The organism is Corallococcus terminator (genome assembly GCF_049194865.1).
Taxonomy (GTDB): Bacteria; Myxococcota; Myxococcia; order Myxococcales; family Myxococcaceae; genus Myxococcus; species Myxococcus terminator_A.
The window spans coordinates 122790-146496 of sequence record NZ_JBLZWL010000109.1; the positions used below are offsets into that span (position 1 = coordinate 122790).

19 protein-coding genes are annotated in these 23707 nt (G+C 71.4%); 7 read left to right on the forward strand and 12 right to left on the reverse strand.

Annotated elements, in window-relative coordinates; genetic code table 11:
• Positions 1–7: 7 nt before the first annotated feature.
• The 10 genes from ACN469_RS33185 to ACN469_RS33230 all read right to left on the reverse strand — a co-directional run bounded on the left by ACN469_RS33185 (position 8) and on the right by ACN469_RS33230 (position 9586).
• On the reverse strand, positions 8–874 hold the full coding sequence (locus tag ACN469_RS33185) for a MerR family transcriptional regulator (RefSeq protein WP_498774540.1): 867 nt from the start codon (positions 872–874) through the stop codon (positions 8–10).
• Positions 871–1548, reverse strand: coding sequence for a lysophospholipid acyltransferase family protein (locus ACN469_RS33190; protein WP_498774542.1), 678 nt, complete (start codon positions 1546–1548; stop codon positions 871–873). The genes ACN469_RS33185 and ACN469_RS33190 overlap by 4 nt, the downstream gene beginning before the upstream one ends.
• Positions 1545–1901 carry a lycopene cyclase domain-containing protein gene (locus tag ACN469_RS33195; protein ID WP_498774544.1) on the reverse strand — a complete coding sequence of 119 codons (357 nt, stop codon included), beginning with the start codon at positions 1899–1901 and terminating at the stop codon, positions 1545–1547. Before ACN469_RS33195 ends, ACN469_RS33190 begins: the two co-directional genes overlap by 4 nt.
• Complete coding sequence (locus tag ACN469_RS33200) at positions 1898–2284, reverse strand: lycopene cyclase domain-containing protein (RefSeq protein ID WP_498774545.1); 387 nt, start codon at positions 2282–2284, stop codon at positions 1898–1900. The genes ACN469_RS33195 and ACN469_RS33200 overlap by 4 nt, the downstream gene beginning before the upstream one ends.
• Positions 2281–3456 carry a glycosyltransferase gene (locus tag ACN469_RS33205; protein ID WP_498774547.1) on the reverse strand — a complete coding sequence of 392 codons (1176 nt, stop codon included), beginning with the start codon at positions 3454–3456 and terminating at the stop codon, positions 2281–2283. The genes ACN469_RS33200 and ACN469_RS33205 overlap by 4 nt, the downstream gene beginning before the upstream one ends.
• A complete protein-coding gene (locus tag ACN469_RS33210) occupies positions 3453–4379 on the reverse strand; it encodes a carotenoid 1,2-hydratase family protein (RefSeq protein ID WP_498774549.1) in 927 nt (308 codons plus the stop codon). Before ACN469_RS33210 ends, ACN469_RS33205 begins: the two co-directional genes overlap by 4 nt.
• Positions 4376–5833 (reverse strand): phytoene desaturase family protein, encoded by a 1458-nt coding sequence (locus tag ACN469_RS33215; protein WP_498774551.1) that lies wholly within the window; start codon positions 5831–5833, stop codon positions 4376–4378. The genes ACN469_RS33210 and ACN469_RS33215 overlap by 4 nt, the downstream gene beginning before the upstream one ends.
• 96 nt (positions 5834–5929) lie before the next feature.
• Positions 5930–6946 carry a phytoene/squalene synthase family protein gene (locus ACN469_RS33220; protein ID WP_498774553.1) on the reverse strand — a complete coding sequence of 339 codons (1017 nt, stop codon included), beginning with the start codon at positions 6944–6946 and terminating at the stop codon, positions 5930–5932.
• Positions 6943–8499: a phytoene desaturase family protein gene (locus ACN469_RS33225; protein WP_498774555.1), complete on the reverse strand. Its 1557-nt coding sequence runs from the start codon at positions 8497–8499 to the stop codon at positions 6943–6945. The genes ACN469_RS33220 and ACN469_RS33225 overlap by 4 nt, the downstream gene beginning before the upstream one ends.
• Positions 8500–8506: 7 nt before the next feature.
• Complete coding sequence (locus ACN469_RS33230; protein WP_498774557.1) at positions 8507–9586, reverse strand: polyprenyl synthetase family protein; 1080 nt, start codon at positions 9584–9586, stop codon at positions 8507–8509.
• 115 nt (positions 9587–9701) lie between these two features.
• On the opposite strand from ACN469_RS33230, the gene ACN469_RS33235 reads away from it, so the two are divergent.
• From ACN469_RS33235 to ACN469_RS33250, 4 genes are all read left to right on the forward strand, one after another.
• Positions 9702–10274, forward strand: coding sequence for a peroxiredoxin family protein (locus ACN469_RS33235; protein WP_498774559.1), 573 nt, complete (start codon positions 9702–9704; stop codon positions 10272–10274).
• The gene (locus ACN469_RS33240) at positions 10271–11176 is read left to right on the forward strand and encodes a TIGR01777 family oxidoreductase (RefSeq protein ID WP_498774561.1); all 906 of its coding nucleotides are present in this window, start codon (positions 10271–10273) and stop codon (positions 11174–11176) included. Before ACN469_RS33235 ends, ACN469_RS33240 begins: the two co-directional genes overlap by 4 nt.
• 10 nt (positions 11177–11186) lie before the next feature.
• Positions 11187–12251 (forward strand): alpha/beta hydrolase-fold protein, encoded by a 1065-nt coding sequence (locus ACN469_RS33245; protein ID WP_498774563.1) that lies wholly within the window; start codon positions 11187–11189, stop codon positions 12249–12251.
• Positions 12252–12418: 167 nt separating this feature from the next.
• Positions 12419–13024 (forward strand): hypothetical protein, encoded by a 606-nt coding sequence (locus ACN469_RS33250; protein WP_498774565.1) that lies wholly within the window; start codon positions 12419–12421, stop codon positions 13022–13024.
• A gap of 48 nt (positions 13025–13072) precedes the next feature.
• Here ACN469_RS33250 and ACN469_RS33255 read toward each other — a convergent pair whose 3' ends face one another.
• Positions 13073–13705 (reverse strand): hypothetical protein, encoded by a 633-nt coding sequence (locus tag ACN469_RS33255; RefSeq protein WP_498774567.1) that lies wholly within the window; start codon positions 13703–13705, stop codon positions 13073–13075.
• Between the two features lie 36 nt (positions 13706–13741).
• Here ACN469_RS33255 and ACN469_RS33260 point away from each other — a divergent pair, with 36 nt between their 5' ends.
• From ACN469_RS33260 to ACN469_RS33270, 3 genes are all read left to right on the forward strand, one after another.
• Positions 13742–16678 (forward strand): aldo/keto reductase, encoded by a 2937-nt coding sequence (locus ACN469_RS33260; protein ID WP_498774569.1) that lies wholly within the window; start codon positions 13742–13744, stop codon positions 16676–16678.
• A 215-nt stretch (positions 16679–16893) separates the two neighbouring features.
• Positions 16894–18312 carry a reverse transcriptase family protein gene (locus ACN469_RS33265; RefSeq protein ID WP_498774571.1) on the forward strand — a complete coding sequence of 473 codons (1419 nt, stop codon included), beginning with the start codon at positions 16894–16896 and terminating at the stop codon, positions 18310–18312.
• A complete protein-coding gene (locus ACN469_RS33270) occupies positions 18309–19283 on the forward strand; it encodes a TIGR02996 domain-containing protein (RefSeq protein WP_498774573.1) in 975 nt (324 codons plus the stop codon). Before ACN469_RS33265 ends, ACN469_RS33270 begins: the two co-directional genes overlap by 4 nt.
• Before the next feature lie 53 nt (positions 19284–19336).
• Here ACN469_RS33270 and ACN469_RS33275 read toward each other — a convergent pair whose 3' ends face one another.
• Complete coding sequence (locus tag ACN469_RS33275; protein WP_498774575.1) at positions 19337–23704, reverse strand: RCC1 domain-containing protein; 4368 nt, start codon at positions 23702–23704, stop codon at positions 19337–19339.
• Between the last annotated feature and the right edge of the window lie 3 nt (positions 23705–23707).

Sequence of the window (23707 nt, forward strand, 5' to 3'; positions counted from 1 at the left end):
ATACGGGTCAGGGGCGATTCTGCGCGGTTCGCACCTGGCTCCAGAGGGCAATCAGCTCCTGAGAAGACTCCGCATACTGCGCGCCCAGCGTGAAGGTGGCCTTCAGGTGCTCCCGAGCGCCGGGCCCTCCTACCACGACGGGCGCGGGGGCGCAGGCTCGCAGCGCATCCGATAGCAGCGTCATGAATTCGTCCGGTTCGCGCCCCTGAACGAAGGACAGCGCCACCATGTCCGGGTGGAGCTGCTCGCAGGCGGAGCGCAGCGCCTCCGCCGGGGTGTCCGCCCCCAGCATCGTCACCCGCCACCCCTTGCGCTTGAGCTGCACGCCCAGGCCCAGGAGGCCCCCTTCGTGGAAGTCCTTGGGCGGGCACGCCAGGAGCGCGCGCGGCCCGTTCGCCGGGCTCTCCAGGCTCGTCATCACCTGCCGCAGCCGCTGGCGGACGAACCCAGACGCCAGGTGCTCACGGGCGACGTCCAGCCGCGCGCTCATCTCCCGCAGGAGCGGCATCAAGAAGCCGTCGCAGTAGGTATCCACGTCCATGGCCTCCTGCGCCTCGTCGAGCACGCGCGACACCTCGTCGCCATCCAGCAGCATGACGGCGGCCCAGAAGCGCTCCTGGAACCGCTCCGCGCGGGGCATCGACTTCACGGGCGTGGCGAGCACCTGGGCGATGGCCTCGCTCACCGCCATGCCGTCCAACTGGATGAGCCGCGTCACGCGGCGGATGGACTCCACCTCCTCGCGCGAATAGACGCGGTAGTTGTTGCCCTCCGAGCGCAGGGGGCGCGGGAAGCCGTAGCGCCGCTCCCACGCGCGCAGCGTCGCCTCGCGGATGCCCGTCAGCCGGGCGATGGTGCGGATGCGCAGCATCATGGCCCCGCACCTCGGGCGGCATCCCAGCGCTCCGCCACGCCCCGCGCGCCGGACACCCTGCGCGAGAAGCCCTCCAGGGTCGTCACCGCCGCGAGCCGGCGCACCACCGACTCCAGTCCCTGCTGGAAGACGGCCAGCGAGCCGGGCGGGTGCGGCGTGCCCACCTCCAGCAGGACGTCCGGACGCTCGTGCTCGAAGAAGGCGTAGCGCACGCCAATGGGCACGCACTCCACCTTGGCCACGCGCGCCAGCAACTCCACGCCGCGCTCCAACCGCAGCGGCAGCTCGCCGAAGGGACGGTGCTCGCCCTCGGGGAAGACATACAGCGCGGCGCGAGGACGCTTGAGCAGGTCCTTCGCGTAGCGCAGCGACTGCACCGACGACACCGCGTCCTTGCGACGGATGCTGAAGGCGCCGATGCGCGCCAGGAAGGGGTAGCGGCGCAGGTTCTCCTCATCCATCAGGCAGTAGGCGTCCCACCCCGCCACCCGAGAGAGCTGGTGCAGCATGAAGCCGTCCCACCAGTTCGCGTGGTTCAGGTACACCAGCCGCCCCGGGCCGGCGGCGGGCAGCTCTCCGCGCACCCAGAGGCCGCGAAACGCCGAGCGGAACTTCCACCCGATGTACGCGTCCAGCGCCCACCCGAAGGGGCCTCCCTTGGCCGCGGGAATCACGACGCCCCGGCCTCCTTCTTCGTCAAGAGCTCCACCAGGCCCGTGAAGAGGGCCAGCCCCAGCGACACGAGCACGCTGGTCAGCAGGAAGAACAGCACCTCCTCCAGGGGAACGAGCCCCAGGTAGATGCCCAGGTGCAGGCCCTCACCGAAGTTCCAGATGCCGGTGGAGATGGCCAGGTGGTCGGCCACCGCCAGGTAGATGCCGATGACGAACGCGGGGAGGAGCACCGCGCGCAGCACCGCGCCGGAGCGCTCCTTGTAGTGGCGCACCAGCACCACCGTCTGGAAGAGGATGAGCGGCAGCGTCCAGCCGAGCAGGTGGATGAGGTAGGCCCAGCGCGTCTCCATCATGACGACACCTCGCTCGGGGACAGGGCGCGCTCGGAGGGAGCCGTGGGCGCCGAGGGAGCGGTCCGCGCGGGCTCCGTCCGGGCCAGTGCGCGGGCGAGTCGGGCCCTCGCCCACAGCCCCACGAGGAGCGTCTGGAGGCCGAAGAACAGGTACTCCTCCAGCGGCAGGTAGCCCAGCTTGATGCCCCAGATGCGGCTCTCATCGAAGCCCCACAGGCCCCACTTCACCGCCAGGTTGTCCCAGGGCGACGTCGCCGCGTAGACGACCACGAGCAGCAGCCCCATGGGCGCCAGGGTGCGCGCCGTGAAGGTGCGGCGGTAGCGCCACAGCAGGAAGACGATGGGCAATACAACGAACAGCCCGAGGAAACGCGCGTAGGTCATCCAGGTCCTCCCGTCAGCTCCGGCGACACCCGGACCATGCGGCCTCCCGGCAGGAGCGCGTACGTGCGCCCCCGCCAGGTCACCATGCCCTGGCGACCCAGGGAGACGATGAAGGCCGTCAGCAACAGCGACTCTCCCAAAAACCAGTCCGTCGAAGCGCGCCCCAGGCCCGCGTCGCGCACGCCCTCCACCCGAGGCGCGCCGAGCACCGCGAGCCGGAGCGCGAGCAACGCGCGCATGCCCACGAGCGACCCCACCGCGACGGACAGCACGGGCGAGCCCAGCAGGGCGGCCAGCACCACCAGCGGCACGGTGGGCGTGAAGAGCAGCGGCACGGTGGGGTACAGCGCGGGGCGGTGACTGGCCAGCACGCGCATCCAGCGCGTGAAGCGGGACAGGGGAACCTCCCACGCGCCGATGTCACCCAGGGGCACCACGGCGGGCGCGTCGCTCAGCGCGACTTCGAGGCCGCGCGCGTGCAGGCGCTTCGACAGCTCCAGGTCCTCGCCGATGTGGTCGGCCAGGGACTTGAGCGACTCCATCGCCACGGGAGACAGCCCCAGCGCCTTGCCACACACGGACTTCGCGCCCGCGCTCATCACGTGCAGCGCGAGGAAGCTGTGATGCGTGTAGCGCAGCAGGCCCGCCATGGCCCGCCCGGCGACGTCGCGCACGTCCACCAGAGTGGGGGCCGCCGTGCTCAGCGCCGCGCCCCGGACCAGCGGCGCCACGAGTCCCTCAACGAGCGCGCCCGTCACCGCGACATCCGCGTCCACGGAGAGGACCACGCGACCCTCGGTGGGGAGCACCTCCAGCGCGTAGAGGATGTGGCCCACCTTCCGGTTGGGCGTGAGCGGGTCGCTCGGCAGCCAGCGCACGCCGGGCGCGAGCCGAGGACGGTAGGGCGACACGACGACCTGCTCCAGCGCGCCCGAGTACTCGATGGGCAGGGCCAGGTTCTCCAGCTCCCGAGGCGTGGGCGCATCGACCGGGCGCAGCAACAACACCGAAGGCCGAGCGTCGCGAGGCTCGACGGACGGCGCCGCGTCGAGCCCCTTCACTGGCCGGGTCCCCGCGCCCCGACGCATGCGAAGCAGGCGCGCGAGCGCGACGCCGCTGAAGCCCGTGGCGAGCACGGCCCAGCCCAGTCCCAGGAGAACCGGGACGCTCATGCCGCCGTCCCCATCCGCGTGCGGAAGTGCGCCATCCAGCGGATGAAGGGCGAGTGGAAGCGGCGGAAGTCCGCCACCTCACCCATGCAGTCCAGCGCGCCCTTGCGAGCCTCCAGTCGCGCATAGAAGGGCGAGGACTCCAGCAGCCGCGCCTCGCCCACCTCCTCGTTGCCCGTCTGGAGTCGCGAGGGCACGCGCAGGCCCCAGCCGGTGATGACCGTGGGCCGCGTCAGTGGTCCCGGGCCACGCTCACAGCGCACGCCCTGCTCACACGCCGTCATCCGCAGCGGCGCCACGCCATCCGGCAGGTGGTAGTCCACCACCGTCGTCGCGTCCTCGCGGTGCGTGCGCGCCCAGTGCCAGCCCGCGAGCCGCTCGCCCAGCAGCTCCTCGCCGTGGTTCGTGTCGTGGTAGCCCAGCCCCTCCGCCTTCACCCCGAGGGAGGACACCTCCAGCCGGGCCCGCGCGCGCGGCGCCAGGGCCTGCCAGTAGTGCGGCAGCTCGGGCATCAACCGCACCACCTCGCCCACCGGCGTCAGCGGCTCCAGCGTGAGGCGCGCGCTCACGGGCCGACCCCAGGGCGCCGTCCAGTCCTCCACGTCCATGCGCACCGTGCCACCCTCTCCGTACGTCAGCGTCGAGCGGCCAATCCGCAGCCGCCCCGCCGACTCCACCTCGGCATGAGGGTACTCACTCAGCACCCACAGGCGGCGCACGCCCTCGTGGTACAGCGCGAAGTTCACCGCGCTGTGCTCCATGGGCCGGCCGCCCCGCCGCGCCGCCACCGAATAGCGCGGCGAGAAGAGCGAGCCCAGCATGAAGATGCACACCGCGCTGTAGGGCCCCGCCGTCACGTCGGCGTAGAACCAACGATAGGCCCCCGCCTTGCTGGGCAGCGTGGGAATGTCTCGCAGGCTGTTCATGCGCCCCTCCGCAGATGCGCGGAGGCCATCTCCGCGGCGAAGCGCCCCGACAGCATCACCAACGGCACCCCACCTCCCGGATGCGTGCCGCCCCCCGCGAAGAACAGGCCCGGCGTGTTGCCCCGGATGCGCGGACGACGAAACGGCCCCAGCTTCCCGTGCGGCAGGAAGCCGTAGATGGAGCCCCCCGGCGCACCCTGCGCGGCCAGGTCCACCGGTGAGCGCTGGCCAATGACTCGCACCCGGCCCTTCAGCTCCGGGAAGTGCGCGAAGAGCTTCTCGAACATCTGCGCCTTCACCCGCTCCGCCTGAAGCTCCCAGGCGCGCGCCGCCGCGTCCGCCTCCTTCGCATCCACCGGCAACGAGGGCGCGTTCACCATGACGAACAGGCCCGTGCGCCCCGAGGGCGACATCGTCGGGTCCGTCGCGGTGGGGTTGCAGAAGTACACCGTCGGGTCCGTCGCCAGCTCCCCGCTGAACAGCTCATCGAACTCGCGCCGATAGTCGCCGCCGAACAGCACCGCGTGGTGAGGCAGCGAGGGACGCCCCTCCACCTCCAACAACAGCACGAACCCGGAGAGCGCGAGCGGCTCGTCCCCGCGCCGCAGCGACTCCAGCGGGTCCGCGTTCACCACCACGCTGTCGAACGCCGAGGAGTCCCCGCCGGGACCCACGCGGTAGCCCTCGCTCGTGTGCGCGAAGCTGGCGCGGGTCTTCAGATGCACCGTGACGCCGAGCCTGCGCACCGCCTGCCCCAGCGCCTCCACGAGCGCACCCACGCCGCCCTGCGCATGGTGGATGCCGTACGCGCGCTCGATGTGCGGAATCAACGCGTAGGCCGCGCTCGCCTCGTACGGAGACGCGCCCGCGTAGGTGGCGAAGCGGCCCACGTACTGCTGCAGGTGCTCGGTGCGCAGGTGCTTCACCGCCAGGCCGTGCAGGGACGACAGCTGCATTCCCGCCATCACCGCGCCAATGCCCCGCCGAGCCACGCGCCCCATGAACCCGGCCATGCCCTCGAAGGGCGCCTCCAGGTACGGCTCACCCGCGGCGCCCCAGATGGCGGCGGCCTCCGCGTAGAACCCGCGGATGCCCTTGCGCTCCACCGGCTTCACCTCACCCGCGCTGTCCGCGGTGCGGTCCATGTCCTTGTACGCGGTGAAGGCGCACCCGTCCGCGAAGCGATAGGTGCACTGCGGCTCCAGCTCGGTGAGCGTCGGCAGGAGGTCGAGCGCGCCCAGCTTCTCGAAGGTGCCGCGCACCAGGTCCGGCAACGTCAACAACGTGGGCCCGGTGTCCAGCGTGATTCCGTCCAGGGTGACGGCCTGCGCCTTGCCACCCAGCGAGGGCCCGCCCTCGAACAGCGTCACCGCGTGGCCTTCCTTCGCCAGCAGGCCCGCCGCGGTGAGGCCACCGATGCCTCCGCCCACCACGGCGACACGAGAGGTGCTCATGACCACTGCCTCCGTCGAGACACCTCGGCGTCCAGGAGCCCGCGCGCGCGTGCTCGTCGAGCCACCCGCTCACCAGCTCCCGCGATGCGCTTCGCGTCACCCATGGCGTTGTCCCCCCACTTCACTCGGCAGCAGCGGCACGCGCGGCTCGGCCGGCAACACGGGCAGCACGGAGTGGGGCCGGAGGAAGGCCGAGGCGGCCAGCGACAGCTTGCGGCGCGTCGTCACATACGCCCGCGCGCTGAACACGTCGTAGTCGCGCGCCTCGATGTCGCGGAGGATGTCGCCGTAGATGGCGCCCATCAGCCGCACCATCCGCTGGCTGCCGAAGCCCGTGAGCGCGGGCACACCCAGGGCCGCGCGCGCGTAGTACGTCCGCGCGCGCTCCACCTGGAAGCGCATGAAGTCGCGCCACCGCGCATCCACCTTGCCCTGTCGCAGGTCCTCCTCGGACAGGCCGAAGGACGCCAGCTCCTGGGAGGGCAGGTACACGCGCCCTCGCTCCAGGTCCTCGCGCACGTCGCGCAGGATGTTGGTGAGCTGCATGCCCCGGCCCAGGTCCGCCGCGGGCTGCAGCGCGCCCTCGTCCGAGCACCCCAGCACCGGCGTCAGCATCAACCCCACCACGCCCGCCACGCGGTAGCAGTAGAGGTCCAGCTCCTCCCACGTGTCGTAGTGGTGCTTCGTCAGGTCCATCTCCATGCCGGAGATGAGGTCCTGGAAGGGCTGCTCGGGAATCCGGTAGTGGCGCACCGTGTGCGCGAGCGCGGCGAACTCCCCCGCGTCCCACGGCGAGCTCGCCGCCACGCCCACCAGCCGTCCGCTCGGCGGCCCCAGCTCCTTCGACGCCAGCTCCGGCATGGGCACGTACAGCTCCGCCACCATGCGCCGCGCCCGCCCCAGCCGCACGGACAGCTCCTCCGTCGCCGCGCCCGCCTCGTCCACCAGGTCATCCAGTCGCCGGCAGAAGGCATACAGCGCGAAGGCCGCCTTGCGACGCTGGCCGAACAGCAGGTACGAGGCGAAGAAGAAGCTCTTCGCGTGGTGACGCGTCACCCGCCGCGCCAGCCAATAGCCCCGGCGCACCAGCGCCCTGTCGTCGGACGCGCTCACGCCGCCGCCTCCACCGCCGTGGACTTCGTCCGGCTTCCGCGCGGCGCCAGCTTCACGCCCTGTTGCCTCGCCCAGTCTCCCAGGCGCTCGGCGACGAGCCGCGCGGAGATGAGCACCGTGGGCAGCCCCGTGCCCGGCTGCGTGGAGGCGCCAACGAAGAAGAGGTTCTTCACCTTCGCGTCCTGGTTGGACGGACGGAAGGGACCAATCTGCATGAAGTTCTGCGCCAGCCCGAAGGCGCTGCCCTTCGCCAGGTTGAACGTGCCCGCCCAGTCATCCGGCGTGAAGACGCGCTCCACCTCGATGTCCGACTCCAGATTGGGGAAGCCCAGCTCCGCCAGCCGCGCGAAGATTTTGGCGCGCAGCTGGGGCCCTTGCGTCTTCCAGTCCAGCGAGGGGTGCTGGTGCGGCACGGGCACCAGCACGTAGAGCGAGTCCTTGCCCTCGGGCGCCAGCGACGCGTCGGTGCGCGTGGGCGCGTTGACGTAGAAGCTCGGGTCCTCCGGCACGCGGAAGCGCTTGAAGATGTCTTCGAACGAGCCCCGGTAGTCGCGCCCGAAGATGACGTTGTGATGCAGCAGCCCCGGCACCTTCCGGCGCATGCCCAGGTAGAGCATGTAGCCGCTGGAGGTGTAGCGCAGCGACTCGCGGCGCTTGAGCGTGGTGGCCTGGGGGTCCAGCAGCTTCTCGTACGCGTAGGGCAGGTCCGCGTTGCACAGCACCGCGTCCGCCTCCAGCACCTCGCCGCCCTCCAGCCGGACTCCGGTGGTGCGGCCTCCGTCCGTGAGGATGCGCTCCACCGGCGTGCCGTAGTGGAAGCGCACGCCCTCCTCGATGGCCAGCCGCTCCAGCGCTTGCGGAATCGCGTACAGCCCGCCCTTGGGGAACCAGATGCCCACGCCCAGCTCGGTGAAGGGCAACAGGCCGTAGACCGCGGGCGACTCGAACGGCGAGACACCCAGGTACATCGTCTGGAACGTCATCGCCGCGCGCAGCCGGTCATCGCGGAAGTAGCGGCTGACGTCCGGGTACATGCGCCGGTGGGCGCGCACCTGGAAGATGCGGGCGAGCACGCGCGGGGACAGGTAGTCGGTGATGCCCGCGTAGTTGCGGCCCACCAGGTGGTCCAGGCTGGTGCGGTACTGGACACGCCCCTGGGCCAGGAAGGCGAGGTAGCGTGCATAGCTGCCGGGCTCCACCCGCTCCAGCTCGCGTCCCATGGCGCACAGCTCGGAGGTGAACGTCACGTCCGAGCCATCCCGGAAGTGCACCCGGTAGTTCGGGTCGCACTTGAGCAACGTCAGGTAGTCCTCGATTCGGCGGCCGAGCGCGCGGAAGGTCTCCTCGAACACCTCCGGCATCAGCACGATGGTGGGACCGATGTCCCAGGTGAAGCCGTCCACTCGCAGCCGGTTGCAGCGCCCGCCAGGGCCCACTGTCTTCTCGACGACCTGGACGTCGAAGCCCTGGTGCGCCAGTCGCGCCGCGGCGGCCAGGCCTCCCACGCCAGCTCCCACCACCACCACGCGTCTGCCTTGTGTCCGCGGGCTCATGTGTTCCTCAGGCCGCGCGATGCGCGAGTCGGGCAATGAGGGCATCCATCAAGTCCCTCACGCCATTGGGGTTGGGCAGCGACAGCAGGGTGCGACGGGCGGCGCGAGAGGCGCGCTCCACCATCCGCTCGCACGCGGCACGTCCGCCATGCGCCTCCACCAGCGCCCGGGCACGCGCCAGGGCGACGGCGTCCTTCTCACACTCGGGCAGCGCCCAGAGTGCCTCCAGCTCCTCGCGTCCCTCCGGCGAGGCGCGCGCGTAGGCCGCGAGCACGGGGAAGGTGCGCTTGCCTTGCGTGAAGTCGCTGGCCGACGACTTGCCCGCGACGCTGGAGTCGCCGAAGAGGCCGATGACGTCATCGCGGAGCTGATAGGCGAGCCCCACCTGACGGCCCACGCGCTCCAGCCCCTCCAGCAGCCCTGGGCTCGCGCCGCCCAGCATGGCGCCACAGACGAGCGGCGCGCAGAAGCCGTAGCGCGCCGTCTTGAGGTAGGCCACGCGCATCACCTGGAACAGCGACACCTCCGCCAGCGGCGCACGCTCCAGCGACAGGTCCAGGTACTGCCCCGCCGCCGTGTGCCGACACACCGCCAGGTAGTAGCGCACCACCCTCGCCACGCCCGGCAGGTCCGACTCCAGCATCGCCTCCAGCGCGCGCGCGAAGAGGTGGTCTCCCACCACCACCGCCAGGTCCTCGCCCGTCCTCCCCGGCGCGAGCAGGTGGTGCAGCGCCGCGCTTCCTCGCCGCATCGCCGCGCGGTCCGCCACGTCGTCATGAATCAGGAGGAAGGTGTGCAACAGCTCCAGCCCCGCGGCGAAGCGCCACAGCTCCGCCGGCACCACCGGCGTGCCCTTGGCCAGGCAGTGCCCCGCCATCACCAGCGCGGGCCTCACCCGCTTGGCAGGCCGCAGCGCGTACATCCGGGCCTCCTCCAGCGCCCGCGTCCACCGAGCGTCCAGGCCCGCCTCGTCCGGCAGCTCGAACAGCTCCGCCAGCGACGCCTCCACCTCCGCGTGCACCAACGTCAGCCACGCCTGCTCCAGGGGGACTTCGCCAGGCTGCGCGGCGGGACGCGGGAGCGCCATGGGTTGATCCTCCGGGTTCACGAGGGTCCTGCTCTCCAGACGTAGCGTTTGCGTCAAGGGCTTGTCAAGGCTATGTACAGGGTTTGTAAGAACCTTGTCCACCGGGGGTCACCTCATGAAGATTTGGATCAGAAGCACACTGACGGCGGCCCTGCTCACCCAGGGCGCGCTGGCTTCCAGCCCAGCAGACGGCCCGCCCGACGCGACGTTACGGAGTTCCAGCGGAGATGAGGTCCGTCTCTCTAAATGGCGTGGAAAACCGGTAATTCTCTTTTATGAGGACAAGGACTCCACGAACCTCAACGCGGGGCTGAAGGAGGAGCTGTTCGCGCGCGGCAAGGAGCGCGACCTGCTGGGCTCCGCCTGGGTGGTGGCGGTGGCCAACCTGCGGAAGTTCGACTTCTTTCCCGCTCGGCAGATTGCCCTCTCCTATGTACGGGATGAGGAGAAGAAGGCGGGCGTCCCCATCCTGGTGGATTTGGACGGGACGATGGGCTCGGCGCCCTGGGGCCTGCCGATGAAGACCTCCAACGTGCTGCTCCTGGATGCCCAGGGCGCGGTGGTCTACCGGCATTCCGGGAAGATGAAGCCGGAGGAGCAGGTGGCGTTCTTCTCGGCTTTGAGCACGCTGGTGGGGGTGGACTTGAACACGCCCGCGGCCCCCAAGGCCCCGGAGGCCACGCCGTGAAGGTGGCCGTCACCGGCGCCACGGGGTTCCTGGGTCCAGGCATTGTCCAGGGTTTGTTGAGCCAGGGACACAGCGTGCACGTGCTGACGCGGGACGTGCCGCGGGCGCTGGAGAAGCTGCCCCCAGGGGTGACGGGCGCGCCCTTCCACGGCCGGGGGACGCTCGCTCCGGAGGTGCTGGCGGGCGCGGACGCGGTCATCCACCTGGCGGGCGAGCCGGTGGCGCAGCGGTGGACCAAGGACGCGAAAATGCGCATCCACGACAGCCGGGTGGTGGGCACGCGGATGTTGGTGGAGGCGATGAAGGCGGCGGGCACGGTGAAGCGCTTCGTGTCCACTTCGGCCATTGGCTACTACGGCGGCGCGCGCGAGGCGGAGGCGCTGACGGAGGAGAGCCCGCCGGGGGACGACTTCCTGGCGCGGGTGTGCGTGGACTGGGAGGCGGAGGCGTTGAACGCGCGCGGCGCGGGCATCGGCACCGCGGTGGTGCGCATGGGCGTGGTGCTGCATCCGGACGGCGGCGCGCTGCACCAGATGCTGCCGCCCTTCCGCCTGGGCGCGGGCGGGACGATTGGCGGCGGCCGACAGTACGTGAGCTGGATTCACCGCGAGGACGCCCAGGCGATGGTGCGCTACGTGCTCGAGCACGCGACGGTGGACGGCCCGGTGAATGCGACGGCCCCGGAGCCGGTGCCGAACGCGGTGTTCGCCAAGGCGATTGGCCATGCGCTGGGCCGGCCGTCGGTGGTGCACATCCCCGCGTTCGTGGTGAAGGCGGCCCTGGGGGAGATGGCGAAGGTCGTCCTGGAGGGCCAGCGCGTGCTTCCCGCGCGTGTCCAGGAGGCGGGCTTCACCTTCCGCTTTCCCGAACTGGAGGGAGCGCTGAGGAATCTACTGTCATAGGTTGACGCGCATGGAAGCCAAGGAGCTGGAAGCGCGAGCGCGAGCTGGGGGCTCGCCCGTCATCATCGGAGACACAGCCACCTTCGTGTGGCGAGGGCGTGGGCCCGTCTTCGTACAGGGTGACTTCCAGGACTGGAGGGGCGAGCCGCTTCCACTCGAGCGCGTGGCGCCGGGGCTGTGGACTCGCTCGCTGGCGCTGCCTCGCGACGCGTACGTCGAATACGCCCTCTTCGATTCACACGGGCAACGACTGAAAGACGACTTCAACGCGCGCGTCTCCGACAACGGCTTCGGCGACGTCAACCACGCCTTCTACATGCCCGACGGCGGACCCTCGCTGTCCCTGCGCCGCCCTCGCGGTGTGTCGCGCGGCCGAGTCACCCGTCACCGCGTGGACATGTCCGACGTGGGCCTGGACGGCCAGCGCACCGTGCACCTCTACGCCCCGCCGACGCCAGGGCCGGTGCCGCTCCTCATCGTCCTCGACGGAGACGACTACCTGCGCCGCGTGCGCCTGCCGGAGCTGGTGGACACGCTGATCGCCGACGGCCGCATGCAGCCCGTCGCCCTCGCGCTCGTCTCCAACGGAGGCCTGACGCGCGGCGTGGAGTACGCGTGCAGCGAGTACACCGTGGCCCTCCTCCTCTGGAAGGTGCTGCCCCTGGCGCGGGAGCAGCTGTCGTTGGTGGACGAACGACACAACCCTGGCGTGCATGGGGTGCTGGGCTCGTCGCTGGGCGGGCTGATGTCGCTCTTCATCGGGCTGCGCGCGCCGGAGACCTTCGGACGGGTGCTTTCGCAGTCGGGGGCGTTCGTCGTGGAAAACCACGAGTTCGTCGTGTTCGACCTGGCGCGGCACGTGCCTCGCCGCCCGCTGGACGTGTGGATGAGCTGTGGCCGCTTCGAGGTGCTGCTGGAGGGCAACCAGCGGCTCGTCCCATTGCTGAAGGCCACCGGGCACCGCGTCGAGTACCGGGAGTACAGCGGAGGGCACAATTACCCGGCCTGGCGGGATGACGTGGTGCGTGGGCTGGAGGCGCTGTTCGCCCCTCGGCTCCCGGCCAAGCGCCGGTAGTTGCTGCACTTCCCTGAGTGTCTTCTGGTGGTCATCAGCGCGGCATGGGTCCGTGTACCACCTCACCTTCGTGCTGGAAGCAACTGGCGCCCGGGGCGTCCGATAACTTCCTTGAGACTTCCCGGAGCCATGCCCGCACCGGCTCGCAGTCTTCCTGGAGCGCACTCATGTCGCGCATTGATGGTGGCAACCGTTCGTCCTCGCCGAAGAGCTCCGCCTCGGAGCGCTCCAGCACGGAGCGGCCGGACTCCGCCTCCAAGGGCGCGCAGCAGAAGCCCGGAAACAAGGAAGTCCAAGCGAACCGCGCGGTGAGCCCGTTTCAGGGCCGCAGCGACTTCGAGCCGGACCGTCGGCCGACGCCGCGCGCCACGCCCGCAATCAACCCCGCGCTGGCGCCCGCCGCCTCGGAGGCTTCGGCCATCGAGGGTGCGGACGCGGAGCTGGAGTTGCTCTCCGAGTTCCCCGACGCCGACGCCCAGGGTGGCATGGCCTCCGCGATGCTGCATGCGCACGCGGACGAGCCCGCGTCACAGGCGCGAATCGTGGAGCGGCTGAAGCAGGACGGCCGGCTGGAGTCGCTGTTCGGCGAGGTGTTTCGCGAGGGCAATCCCTACGTGGAGCAGCCGCACCGCACCGCCGTCGTCCGCGCGCTCGACACCGCGCTGGCGCGAGGCACCGTGACGAGCGACGACCTGCGCACCTTCACTCGGGGCGCCTACGCCCAGGAGTGGCAGCAGATCGGCTCCGAGCTGTCCACGCCGGACGCCCAGTAGCGCTTCCTTCTTCCACCGTCCGCGCCACGCGGTGACGGTGGCCGTGTGTCAGGGGCCGAGCCGTCCGATGAGGGCGCCGCGAACGGCCTGGGCGACGGCGCGTGAGTCGCCGACGAGCTCCTCGGGCAGCCAGTAGTAGAGCAGTCGGCCTCCGGTCTCCACCTGCGCGCGGACGAAGCGCATGCCCTTGGCCTCCGCGCGCTCGGGGCTTCGGGAGAGGCACTGCTTGCACAGACAGGGGAGCTCGGAGCTGTCCTGGTGCGCGGTGAAGTTGATGGGGCCGCCGCCCGCGCTTCCGAGCAGCAGCTCCGCGTCCGCCGAGGTGAGGACGCGAGGCGTCTGGAGGGACATGCCCAGCGCGCCCTTCGCGGCCTGGATGCCCTTGCCGGACTCGAAGCGCAGCGTGGGGATGGCGGAGGTGACGTCGGTGATGGGGATGCGGTTCTTCCGGCCGACCCAGCCCTCGTCATCGGAGGACAGGCCCTCCAGCACGGCGACGAGCCAGAGGGCTTCGTCGGGCGGACGCACGGTGACGAGGAAGAGGCGTCCACCGTCCTCGAGCGGGGCCAGGTGCTTGCTCTGGCTGCGGTAGCGGTCCGTCGGCAACACCTGGCCGGGAGAGAGGCCCGCGGCCTCCTTCTCGAAAATCGCCTTGCTGATGATGGCCAGCATGTCGGGCATGTCCGCAGTGTAGCAGGACGCCTAGAGTCGCCGGCGATGCTCGAACTGGACCTGGCCACCGTGCGGCTGCTCGACGAGGACGTCACGGTGCGGCGCGAGGCGGCCGGCGCGGTCGATGCCTCGGAGCTGGTGGGGCGCTACGCGCTGAGACAGGCCTTGCTCACGGATGAGGACGCGGAGGTGCGCGCCATCGCCGCGCGGCGGCTCGGTGATGCGAGGGATGCGCGCTTCGCGTCCGCGCTGATTGAAGCGATGGACGAGGCCATGCCGCTGGTGCGGGACAGGGCGTGGCGCGCGCTGGCTCGGTTGGGCGTGGCGGCGTTGTTGCCTCATGCGGAGCAAGCCGTGCGGAGGGAGTCCGTGTGGTGGGTGCGCCGAGCGATGGTGCGTGCGTCGGCCTCCGTCGCGGGCTCGGGTGCGGTGGGGGTGTTGCTCACGGCGATGGAGGACCCGTTCTGGCGCGTGCGCCATGCGGCGGTGCAGGCCCTGGCGTGGCTGGGGGCGGGGAACGAGGGACTGCGGGAGCAGGTGCGGCGGGCGGCGGAGGCTCGGGAGCAGGGGCCGATGCGCTCGGCGGTGGCGTGGCTGGAGGGTGAGTGGCGCGCAGTGGCTTCGGAGGGCACCTCGATGGCGGGCCACCGGACAGAGGGCTCGGGCATCGACGATGCGGCGCATTCCCATGCCAGGCCCGCTCCTCAGCCGAGGATGGAAGCGGGACTCACGAGCGAGGACCCCGCGGTCACTACCGCGCGACTGGAGGCGCGACCCGCTGAGTCCCTCTCCGCGCGGGAGCTGGTGGAGTGGCTGGGAGATCCACACGAGCCCCTTCGCGCGCTCGCGCGTCGGCGACTCCGCGAGCGGAAGGACGCGGAAGCGCTGCGCCTCGCGATGCACTGGCTGGACGAGCCTCGTGTGCCGCATGCCCAGGATGAAGCGCGCGCGTTGCTGGAGCGGCTCAACGTGGATGAGGTCGACCTCGCGACCCGCATCCTCGCGGCACCACCTCGTCCTGGTTCGCTGGTCTGGGCCGCGCGTGTCGCGGTGAAGCAGGGACACGAGACACTCCTGGCCAACATGCGTGCGCTGGCGAATCACCCCGAGGCCGCCATCCGCCGCGCGGTGATATCCGCGCTCGTGTTCGACCCGGACAGTCGCGGCCTCGTGCTGAAGACGCTCGATGATGACGACGCCTCCGTGCGCGCCGAGGTCATCGGAGCCTGGGAGCGCAGGCCGCGCTCCGCATCGGCCGTCGAGGACTTCGCCACGGCGCTGGTGGCCTTCGCCCCACGAGCCACCTCGCCCCGAGAGCGTCGAGCCGTCACGACCGCCGCCGCGTTCATCGAAGCCTCCGAGCCGCTCCTCCGTGCATCTCAGGACGAGGACCCCTCCGTGCGCGCGGTGGCACTGCAAGCCCTCGCGTCACTGGACTGGCTGACGGAGACCGAGCGACAGCACGCCGAGTCCCACGAGGACCCGTGGCTGCGCGCCGCCGTGCTGGACGTCGACAGCGCGGCCCGAGTCTGCCTCGATGACCCGGACCCGAGCGTGCGGCGCATGGCCTTGCAGCTCGCCCTCTCCCAGGGTCGCGCGCTCGCATCGGAGGACCCGACCTACCAGTCCACCCTCGCGCTCGGCTGCGCCCTCTCCCCCGACCCGTGGATACGAGCCCGCGCCGCCGAGCAGCTCAGGCCCGAGAACGGTGACGCGGAGCTGCGCGCCCTCCTGCGCCTGTCACGCGACACCGAGCTGATGGTCCGCACGGCGGCGGCTTCTCCACTGGAGGACTGCGACACGCTCGATGCGCGACTGGACGTCCTGTTGCGCCCGTCAACAGATGACCCAGACCTGCGCATCGCAGCCTGGACCTGGCGTCTGCGCCGCGCGGATGACACCGCCTTCACCCTGCTCCGTGACTCGCTGCGCTCCCACACCGAGCCCGCCCGCGTCGTCACGCACCTGCAAGCGCTGTCACTCACCTTCCCCGATGCCCTCTTCACGGCCGAGCCCGAACTCGCGCGCCTCCGCCCCACCTCCGCCCCGCGTCAACGCACCACCCCGTCACCTCGCCTACCACCTCCTCCGCGAGCCTCGTCCCGTCCCCTGGGACGCACGGGCCTGAACGTCTCGCCACTCGTCCTCTCTGGCGCGCACCTCACCTCGCGCGAGCCCTTCTTCGAGGCGCACGAAGCCGGCATCGACACCTTCTTCTGGGAGCCCCGCTACGCCGCGCTGACGCAGTTCCTCCGCAGCGGACGCGGACCTCGCGAGCGCTCCGTCATCGTCGCGGGCACGTACCACTCAGGCCCCGCCGCCCTCCGTCGCGACGTGGAGTCCGCGCTGCGCCGACTCCGCACCTCGTGGCTCGACGTCTTCCTCCTCTTCTGGGTCCGAGCCCCCGAGCGCCTCTCCGACGAGGACTACTCCGCCCTGGAGCGCCTGCGCACCGAAGGCAAGCTGCGCGCCTTCGGCTTCTCCACGCACCTGCGAGACCTCGCCCGCGACGCGCTCACCCGGCACCCGTGGCCCGTCGTGATGACACGCCACAGCGCCGCGCACCCCGGCGCCGAAGCCGCCTTCTTCCCCGAGGCCCAGCGCCAGGGCACCGGCGTGCTCACCTTCACCACCACCTGCTACGGCCGACTCCTGCGCCCCGTCCCCGGCGCGTCGCAGGACACACCCCTCCCCTCCGCGGTGGACTGCTACCGCTACTCGCTCTCGCAACCCGGCGTCAGCGCGAGCCTCACCGCTCCACGCAACCGCCGCGAGCTGCTGCACAACCTCGAGGTGCTGTCCCGCCCGTGGATGGAGCCAGAGGCCCTGTCCGTCATGCGTGCTCACGGCGAGCGCGTGCGCGCCCAGGGCCGACAGCTCGACACCCTGGTGCGTCGGGCGCCCGGAGGGACTCGCGAGGCCCTGCTCGCCCTGCTGGAAGAAGACGGGCCCCTGGAGCTGGACGACCTTCCTTCATCGTGAAGGATGTGGTGAGCTTCGTCCCGCTCCTGGGGCCGCGTGCAGCCAGCCTTTCGTCCGCGATGTCACGTCGCGGCTGCCGATGACACCCATTGAAGGACGACGCGGTACGAGGTCCGCCTGGCGGGCTTCCCCGACCTCGTCCGCCTCTGCCGTGCAGGTGGCGGCGTCCCCAGGAGCTCGCAGTCCCCACCGCGTCGGCGGCCTGGAGCGCCTGAATGGACCTGGTCTCACTCCTCCTCGAGCTCAAGCCCTTGATGGAGGACCCCGAGGCGCACTTCAGCCGCATCGCCGAGCTGCTGGAGCGCCACCAGGGCCTCGCCGAATATGAAGTGGCCCGCTTCTACGTCAGCCGCCACTGGAGCGAGGTCGTCACGAAGCGCCTGGGCAGCGTGGACCCGCGCGAGCGCATCCAGGCGGTGCGCCTCATCCCCCTGCTCTTCCCCCGAGTCATCGCCGCTGGCCACCTGCGCCGCCGCGTGAAGGACGCCGACTCCCGCGTCGCCTCCGCCGCGCGCGCCGCCGTGCGCAAGCTGGGGCTCGCCGACGTGTCGCTGCCCGACAGCCGCGTGGAGCCGCCCCGCCGCCCGAGCCCCCGCGCCCTCGGCGGCTGGAACCCCACGGGCTGGCACTTCGGCCTCTACCCCAAGCTTCGCGACGACGTGGTGAAGCGCAAGCCCTCCGTCACCGCGAAGCTGCCGAAGCTGCAATCCCGCGACGACGTGGCGAAGCTGGTGGGCGTGGACGTCGCGGAGTTGGACACGCTGATGCGTCCCGGCTCCGGCGCGGGCTCCGGCTACGTGGAGTTCGAGACACCCAAGCGCTCCGGCGGCGTGCGCCGCATCTGCGCCCCGCGCGCGAAGCTCAAGGCCGCGCAGCGCGCCCTGCTCGAAGGCCTGCTCACGCACCTGCCCACCCACCCCGCCGTGCACGGCTTCGTGCCCGGCCGCTCCACGGTGACGAACGCGGAGGCTCACGTCGGCGCCAACGTCGTGGTGCGCGTGGACCTGGAGGACTTCTTCCCCACGGTGCACTACCGCCGCGTGAAGGGCTTCTTCGAGGCCCACGGCTACAACGACGAGGTGTCCTCCACCCTCGCGGGCCTCACCACCTGGCGACCCAAGCTCCCGGACGGCACCGTGGTGTGGCCCGGCGTGCTGCCCCAGGGCGCGCCCACCTCTCCCGCCATCGCCAACCTCGTCTGCCGCCGCATGGACGCGCGCCTGCACGCCCTCTCGAGGAAGGCAGGCGCCGCGTACACGCGCTACGCGGATGACCTCTCCTTCTCCTTCGTCAAACCTCCGGAGCGGCTGGGCCGCTTCCTCTGGTGGGTGAACGCCATCCTCCAGCAGGAGGGCTTCTCGGAGAACGCCGCCAAGCGCCGCGTCATGCGCCAGGGAGGACGCCAGCGGGTGACGGGCCTCACCGTCAATCAACGCGTGGCCATCCCCCGCGACGAGCGCCGCCGCTTCAAGGCCATCCTCGCCAACTGCCGCAAGCACGGCGTGGAGTCGCAGGCCCGGGGCCGCCCCAACTTCCCCGCCTGGCTGGAGGGATATGCCGCCTACGTGCACATGGTGCATCCGGAGCTGGGCGCGCGCTGGCAGCGCGAGGTGAAGGAGCTGCTGAACCCATGAGCGACTTCGAGGCACTGCTGGCGAAAGTCGTGGAGGACCCCGCCAACGACGCACCGAGGCTCGCGTGCGCGGAGGCCTTGCAGGCCGTGGACGCCGCGCGCGCCGAGTTCATCCGCGTGCAGCTCGCCCTGCCCGGCCGCATGGACCCGGCCCGGCGCCGCTCGCTGCACCTGCGCGTGCGAGAGCTGATGGAGGCGCATGGCCGCGACTGGCTCAAGCCACTGAGAGACGCGAGCGTGCGCGAGCCTCACTATCACCGAGGCTTCATCGAGGAGCTGAACCTCGCCGAGGACCGGCTCGCCAAGCACGGCCCGGAGCTGTTCGCACTGGAGCCCGTGTCCCGGCTGTGCGTGGACACGCGCGACGGCAAGGGCCTGGAGCGCGCCGCCGAGCAGCCCTGGTTCTCCCAGGTCCGCTGGCTGCGATTGGAGGGCTCGGGGGTCGACGCGGCGACGAAGGCGCTGGCCTCCTCGCCTCGGGCCGGACACCTGACGGGCCTGGTGCTGTCGGGCGCGAAGGACGCGGCCGTCCGCGCCCTGGTGGAGAGCAAGGCCCTGCCCGCGCTGCGCTCCGTCAGCTTCTCCAGCGGCGCGCTGACGGACGCCAGCGCGGGGGTCCTCGCGAAGGCGACCCTCCCGTGGGAACGGCTCTACCTGTCCGGCTCCGGACTGTCCGACGAGGGCGTGGCGACGCTCGCGGGCGCGAAGGGGCTGGGCGCGCTCCAGTGGCTGACACTCAACCGCAACGACTTGAGTGACGAAGCCGCGGAGGCCCTCGCGAAGAGCAAGGGCCTCACCGGCCTGGAGCGGCTGGAGCTGTCGAAGAATGAATTGAGCGAGGAAGGCGCGCTCGCGTTCCGCACCGCCAAGGCCCTGCCGAAGCTGCGGCGCCTGGAGCTGCTGGAGATGGGCCTGGACCGCGACGAGCTGGGTCCGCTCGTCAAGCGACTGGGTGCGGGTCTGCGGCTCTGAGCCTCCGGGGCGACGACGGACGTTGCCGTCATCGCCCCGGTACGAGCAACGGCTCAGGGCAGTGCGACGACGCCCGGCAGCGCGCGCTGGCCTCGAACACCCAGGCCCAGCGTCCCGTGGAAGTTGGTGCCCCAGCTCACCGCCGCCCCGTCACGATTGAGGGCGATGGAGAAGTCCCCTCCGGCGGAGACCTGCTTCGCCCCTCGGAGCCCCTTCACCAACGTCGGCTCCAGTCGGTGGGAGCTGTCCCCCGTGCCCAGCTGTCCGTGCGAGTTGCGCCCCCAGGTCCAGGCGTCTGAGCCCACGGCGAAGGTGTGGTGGGCGCCGGCGCCCAGGAGCTCCACGTCCGCGAGGCCTGGCACGGGCGAAGGGTAGATGCGCGTGGACAGCCCGCCGTCCCCCAACTGCCCATAGGCGTTGTTGCCCCAGGTCCAGACGGTACCGTCGTCTCGCAGCGCCACCGAGTGGTAGCTGCCCGCCGCCATGGTCCTCACCCCTTCGAGCCCCACCACCGGGAAGAGGGTCGTGCGGTTGGTGGCGGTGCCTTCTCCGAGCTGTCCATGAGCGTTGCTGCCACAGGCCCACAGCGTCCCGTCCGCGCGCAGCACCAGCGAGTGGTGCTCTCCGCCCGCCACCGCCACCGCGCCCTGCAGCTGCTTCATGGGCGTGGGAATCCAACGCGCCTCCAGCGTGCCGTCACCGAGCTGCCCGAAGACGTTGTAGCCCCAGCTCCACACGGTGCCATCCTCCGTCACCGCCAGCGAGTGGTAGCTGCCCGCGGCGATGGACACCACGTGGTCCAGGCCCACCACCTGGACGGGCCTCAAGCTCTGCGTGGTGGTGCCGTCACCGAGCTGCCCGAAGACGTTGTTGCCCCACGCCCACACCGAGCCGTCCTCGGCCAGCGCCAGCGTGTGCCACGCACCAGGGGCCACCGCCTGAATCTTCGGCAGCTCCTCCACCGTCGTCGGCAGGGACTCGTCCTCGGTGGTGCCATTGCCGAGCTGCCCGTACCCGTTGCCACCCCACGTCTGCACGGTGCCATCCGCGAGGAGCGCCACCGCGTGCTGGTACCAGGCCCGCAGGGAGACGACGGGCGCCAGGTCCTTCGACGTCGGCAGCTTGACGTCCACCGGCGCCGTCCTCGGCCCCGACTCCACATCTCCGAGCTGGCCATATTCGTGACTGCCCCAGGCGCGGACCCCGCCGTCCTCCAGCAGCGCCAGCGAGTGCTGCTCGCCCGTGGCCACCTCGGTGACCGCCGAAAGCTCCACCACCTGCACCGGCTTGAAGCGCAGGAAGTGGGTGCCATCACCCACCTGCCCATAGCCGTTGTCGCCCCAGCCCCACACAGCGCCATCGTGAAGCACGGCCACCGCGTGATGGGCGCCCGCGGCCACCGCCTTGACGTTCTTCAGCTGCGGCGCCGGCTTCGGCGTTCCCCTCGGGCTGTTGGTGCCATCACCGAGCTGCCCGGAGTCGTTCGCACCCCACGTCCACACCGTGCCGTCATGAAGCACCGCCAGCGAGAAGGCGCGGCCGACACTCACGCTCGCGACAGGCTCCAGCCCCGACACGCGCAGCGGCGTCATGCTCGCGCTCGTGGTGCCATCACCGAGCTGCCCGGAGTCGTTCGCGCCCCAGGCCCACACCGCGCCGTCCTGGCCCACCGCGAGCGCATGGGCCTCGCCCACCACCACGGCGGCGATGCCCGACAGGTACTTCACCTCCATCGGCGTGACCCGGTCCCCCTTGGAGCCATCCCCCAGCTGCCCGCTGTCATTCGCGCCCCACGTCCACACCGAGCCGTCGGCGCGCAGGGCCATGGAGGTATCGCCCCCCGCCGCCACGGCCACCACGCCCCACAGCCCCTCCACCACCGCGGGCGTCAGGCGCGGCTTGACGGTGCCATCGCCGAGCTGCCCGCGCGCATTGGCGCCCCACGTCCACACCGCGCCGTCGCAGGTGAGGACCAGCGAGTGCTGTCCTCCCGTCGCGACGGAGCGGGCACACGGCAGGCCCTGCGCGGCCACGGGCGACGCGCGGTAGGTGGTGGTGCCATCGCCGAGCTGCCCGGAGGCGTTCTGTCCCCACGCGAGCACGGTGCCGTCACCGCGCACGAGCATCGAGTGCGACGTCCCCGCCGCCAGCCGCCGTCCCTGCCCCAGGCCGCGCACCTGCACGGGCACCGCGCTCCAACCCACCGCCCCGAGGCCCAGCTGCCCGAAGCGGTTGAAGCCCCACGCCAGCACCGTGCGGTCCTGACGCACCGCCAGCACATGCAGGTAGCTGCCACCGAGCAGCGTGACGCCGGAGGCCCCGGGCACCACGCCGGGCACCACGCGCGAGGTGACACCGCCATCGCCGAGCTGGCCATAGGAGTTCGAGCCCCAGGCGCGCAGCGTCCCGTCCAGGCCCAGCGCCATGGAGTGGTACAGCCCCCCCGACACGGAGCGCACGCCCGTCAGTCCTGGCACCTGCACGGGACGGAACCGGTCCGCCCACGAGCCATCGCCGAGCTGTCCCTCCGCGTTGTCGCCCCACGCCCACACGGTGCCGTTCTCGAGCACCGCCAGCGCATGCGCCGCGCCCGCGCTCAGGCTCCTCACGCCCGTAAGTCCCAGCACCTGCACCGGCGTCTCGCGCTGGACGCCGCCGCCATCGCCCAGCTGTCCCTCGAAGCCATCGCCCCAGGCCCTCACCGTGCCGTCGGCGAGCAGCGCGAGCGAGAAGTAGGTCCCCGCGGCCACGGCCACCGCCTTCGGGAGCGCCTTCACCAGCACCGGCGTGAGGCGGTCCTTCGTGGAGCCGTCGCCGAGCTGGCCCACGCCGTTGTAGCCCCACGTCCACACCGTGCCGTCGCCGCGCAGCGCCACCACGTGGCTGCCGCCCGCGGCCAGCGCCGTCACGCCACTCAAGCCCACCACCTGCACCGGCATGAGGCGGTCCTTCGTCGTGCCGTCGCCGAGCTGCCCGTTGGCGTTGCGGCCCCAGCCCCACACGGTGCCGTCGGAGCGCAGCGCGAGCGAGTGGTGTCCGGACGCGCTGACGGCGCGCACGTCGCCCAGGCCCAGCACCCGCACGGGCGCGTGACGCTCGGCGGCGGTGCCGTCACCCAGTTGTCCGTAGTAGTTGCGCCCCCAGCTCCACACCGAGCCGTCCGACAGCGCGGCCAGCGAGTGGAAGCTGCCCGAGGCCACGGCCGTGACGCCGGACAGCCGCGTCACCACTTCCGGAGAGAGCAGCCGCTCGGAGCTGCCATGACCGAGCTGGCCGGAGGTGCCGTTGCCCCAGGACCACAGCGTCCCATCGGCGCGCAGCGCCACCGCGTGCTGAGTCCCCGCGGCCAGCGCCGACACCGAGCCCAGCCCTCGCACCAGCACGGGGAAGGTGCTGTCGGTGGTGGTGCCGTCGCCGAGCTGTCCGTTGGTGTTGCGCCCCCAGGTGAACACCGTGCCGTCGTCAATCAGCACCAGCGAGCCGGCGTCCTGCGCGGCCAGGGCCTTCACGCGCGAGAGGCCCGCGACCTGCATCGGGGTGGGGCGGTCCGCCCAGGTCCCATCGCCGAGCTGGCTGGAGGCATTGCTGCCCCACGCCCACACGGTGCCGTCGGAGCGCAACGCGAGCGCGTGGTAGAGGCCCGCGGTCACAGCGGTGATGTTCTTGAGGTCGACCACCTGCGTCGGCGCCAGGCGCTGGGTGAAGGTGCCATTGCCCAGCTGGCCGGAGCCGTTGGCGCCCCAGGCCCACACGGTGCCATCCGCGCGCACGGCCAGGGAGAAGTCGAAGCCGGCGCCCAGGGCCACCACGTTCGTGAGGCCCGTGACTTGGGCCGGCGTGGGCCCCGCCTGGGTGTGGCCCCGGCCGAGCTGGCCATAGAAGTTGCTGCCCCACGCCCACACGGTGCCGTCGGAGCGCAGCGCGAGCGAGTGGAACTCGCCGGACGCCACGCTCACCACGTCGGTGAGCCCGGGCACCTGGCGCGGCGTGGCCCGGTCCACGGTGGTGCCGTCACCCAGCTGACCGGAGGAGTTGCTGCCCCACGTCCACACCGTCCGGTCGGAGCGCAGCGCGAGCGAGTGGGAGTCTCCCGCCGCCACGCCGGTGATGTCCTTCAGACCCGGGACCTGCTGGGCGAGGACCCGTTGGAAGGACATCGTTCCGGTGCCGAGCTGTCCAGCGGCGTTGCCGCCCCAGGCCCACACGGTGCCCAGCGGTGTGAGGTAGAGCGAGTGCTGAGCACCCGCGGCGACCTTGGGGGAAGTCGCCACCGCGAGGGCCTGGGAGCGCGTGGCCCCCGCCTCCGCCGGGACTCCCGCCGCGACGGGCGCAGAGAAGTCATCGCACCCCGCGGCGAGCAGAACGCTCAGCACCAATACCAGCGGGAAACAGGGCCCCGCCTTCAGGTTGTCCATCCGCATCAC

What these genes read in the sequence shown, in the direction of transcription:
- ACN469_RS33185 (WP_498774540.1), bottom strand. Translation starts at nt 874, where the DNA reads ATGATGCTGCGCATCCGCACCATCGCCCGGCTGACGGGCATCCGCGAG.
- ACN469_RS33195 (WP_498774544.1), bottom strand. Translation starts at nt 1,901, where the DNA reads ATGATGGAGACGCGCTGGGCCTACCTCATCCACCTGCTCGGCTGGACG.
- ACN469_RS33200 (WP_498774545.1), bottom strand. Translation starts at nt 2,284, where the DNA reads ATGACCTACGCGCGTTTCCTCGGGCTGTTCGTTGTATTGCCCATCGTC.
- ACN469_RS33205 (WP_498774547.1), bottom strand. Translation starts at nt 3,456, where the DNA reads ATGAGCGTCCCGGTTCTCCTGGGACTGGGCTGGGCCGTGCTCGCCACG.
- ACN469_RS33210 (WP_498774549.1), bottom strand. Translation starts at nt 4,379, where the DNA reads ATGAACAGCCTGCGAGACATTCCCACGCTGCCCAGCAAGGCGGGGGCC.
- ACN469_RS33215 (WP_498774551.1), bottom strand. Translation starts at nt 5,833, where the DNA reads ATGAGCACCTCTCGTGTCGCCGTGGTGGGCGGAGGCATCGGTGGCCTC.
- ACN469_RS33225 (WP_498774555.1), bottom strand. Translation starts at nt 8,499, where the DNA reads ATGAGCCCGCGGACACAAGGCAGACGCGTGGTGGTGGTGGGAGCTGGC.
- ACN469_RS33230 (WP_498774557.1), bottom strand. Translation starts at nt 9,586, where the DNA reads ATGGCGCTCCCGCGTCCCGCCGCGCAGCCTGGCGAAGTCCCCCTGGAG.
- ACN469_RS33235 (WP_498774559.1), top strand. Translation starts at nt 9,702, where the DNA reads ATGAAGATTTGGATCAGAAGCACACTGACGGCGGCCCTGCTCACCCAG.
- ACN469_RS33245 (WP_498774563.1), top strand. Translation starts at nt 11,187, where the DNA reads ATGGAAGCCAAGGAGCTGGAAGCGCGAGCGCGAGCTGGGGGCTCGCCC.
- ACN469_RS33250 (WP_498774565.1), top strand. Translation starts at nt 12,419, where the DNA reads ATGTCGCGCATTGATGGTGGCAACCGTTCGTCCTCGCCGAAGAGCTCC.
- ACN469_RS33255 (WP_498774567.1), bottom strand. Translation starts at nt 13,705, where the DNA reads ATGCCCGACATGCTGGCCATCATCAGCAAGGCGATTTTCGAGAAGGAG.
- ACN469_RS33260 (WP_498774569.1), top strand. Translation starts at nt 13,742, where the DNA reads ATGCTCGAACTGGACCTGGCCACCGTGCGGCTGCTCGACGAGGACGTC.
- ACN469_RS33265 (WP_498774571.1), top strand. Translation starts at nt 16,894, where the DNA reads ATGGACCTGGTCTCACTCCTCCTCGAGCTCAAGCCCTTGATGGAGGAC.
- ACN469_RS33270 (WP_498774573.1), top strand. Translation starts at nt 18,309, where the DNA reads ATGAGCGACTTCGAGGCACTGCTGGCGAAAGTCGTGGAGGACCCCGCC.
- ACN469_RS33275 (WP_498774575.1), bottom strand. Translation starts at nt 23,704, where the DNA reads ATGCGGATGGACAACCTGAAGGCGGGGCCCTGTTTCCCGCTGGTATTG.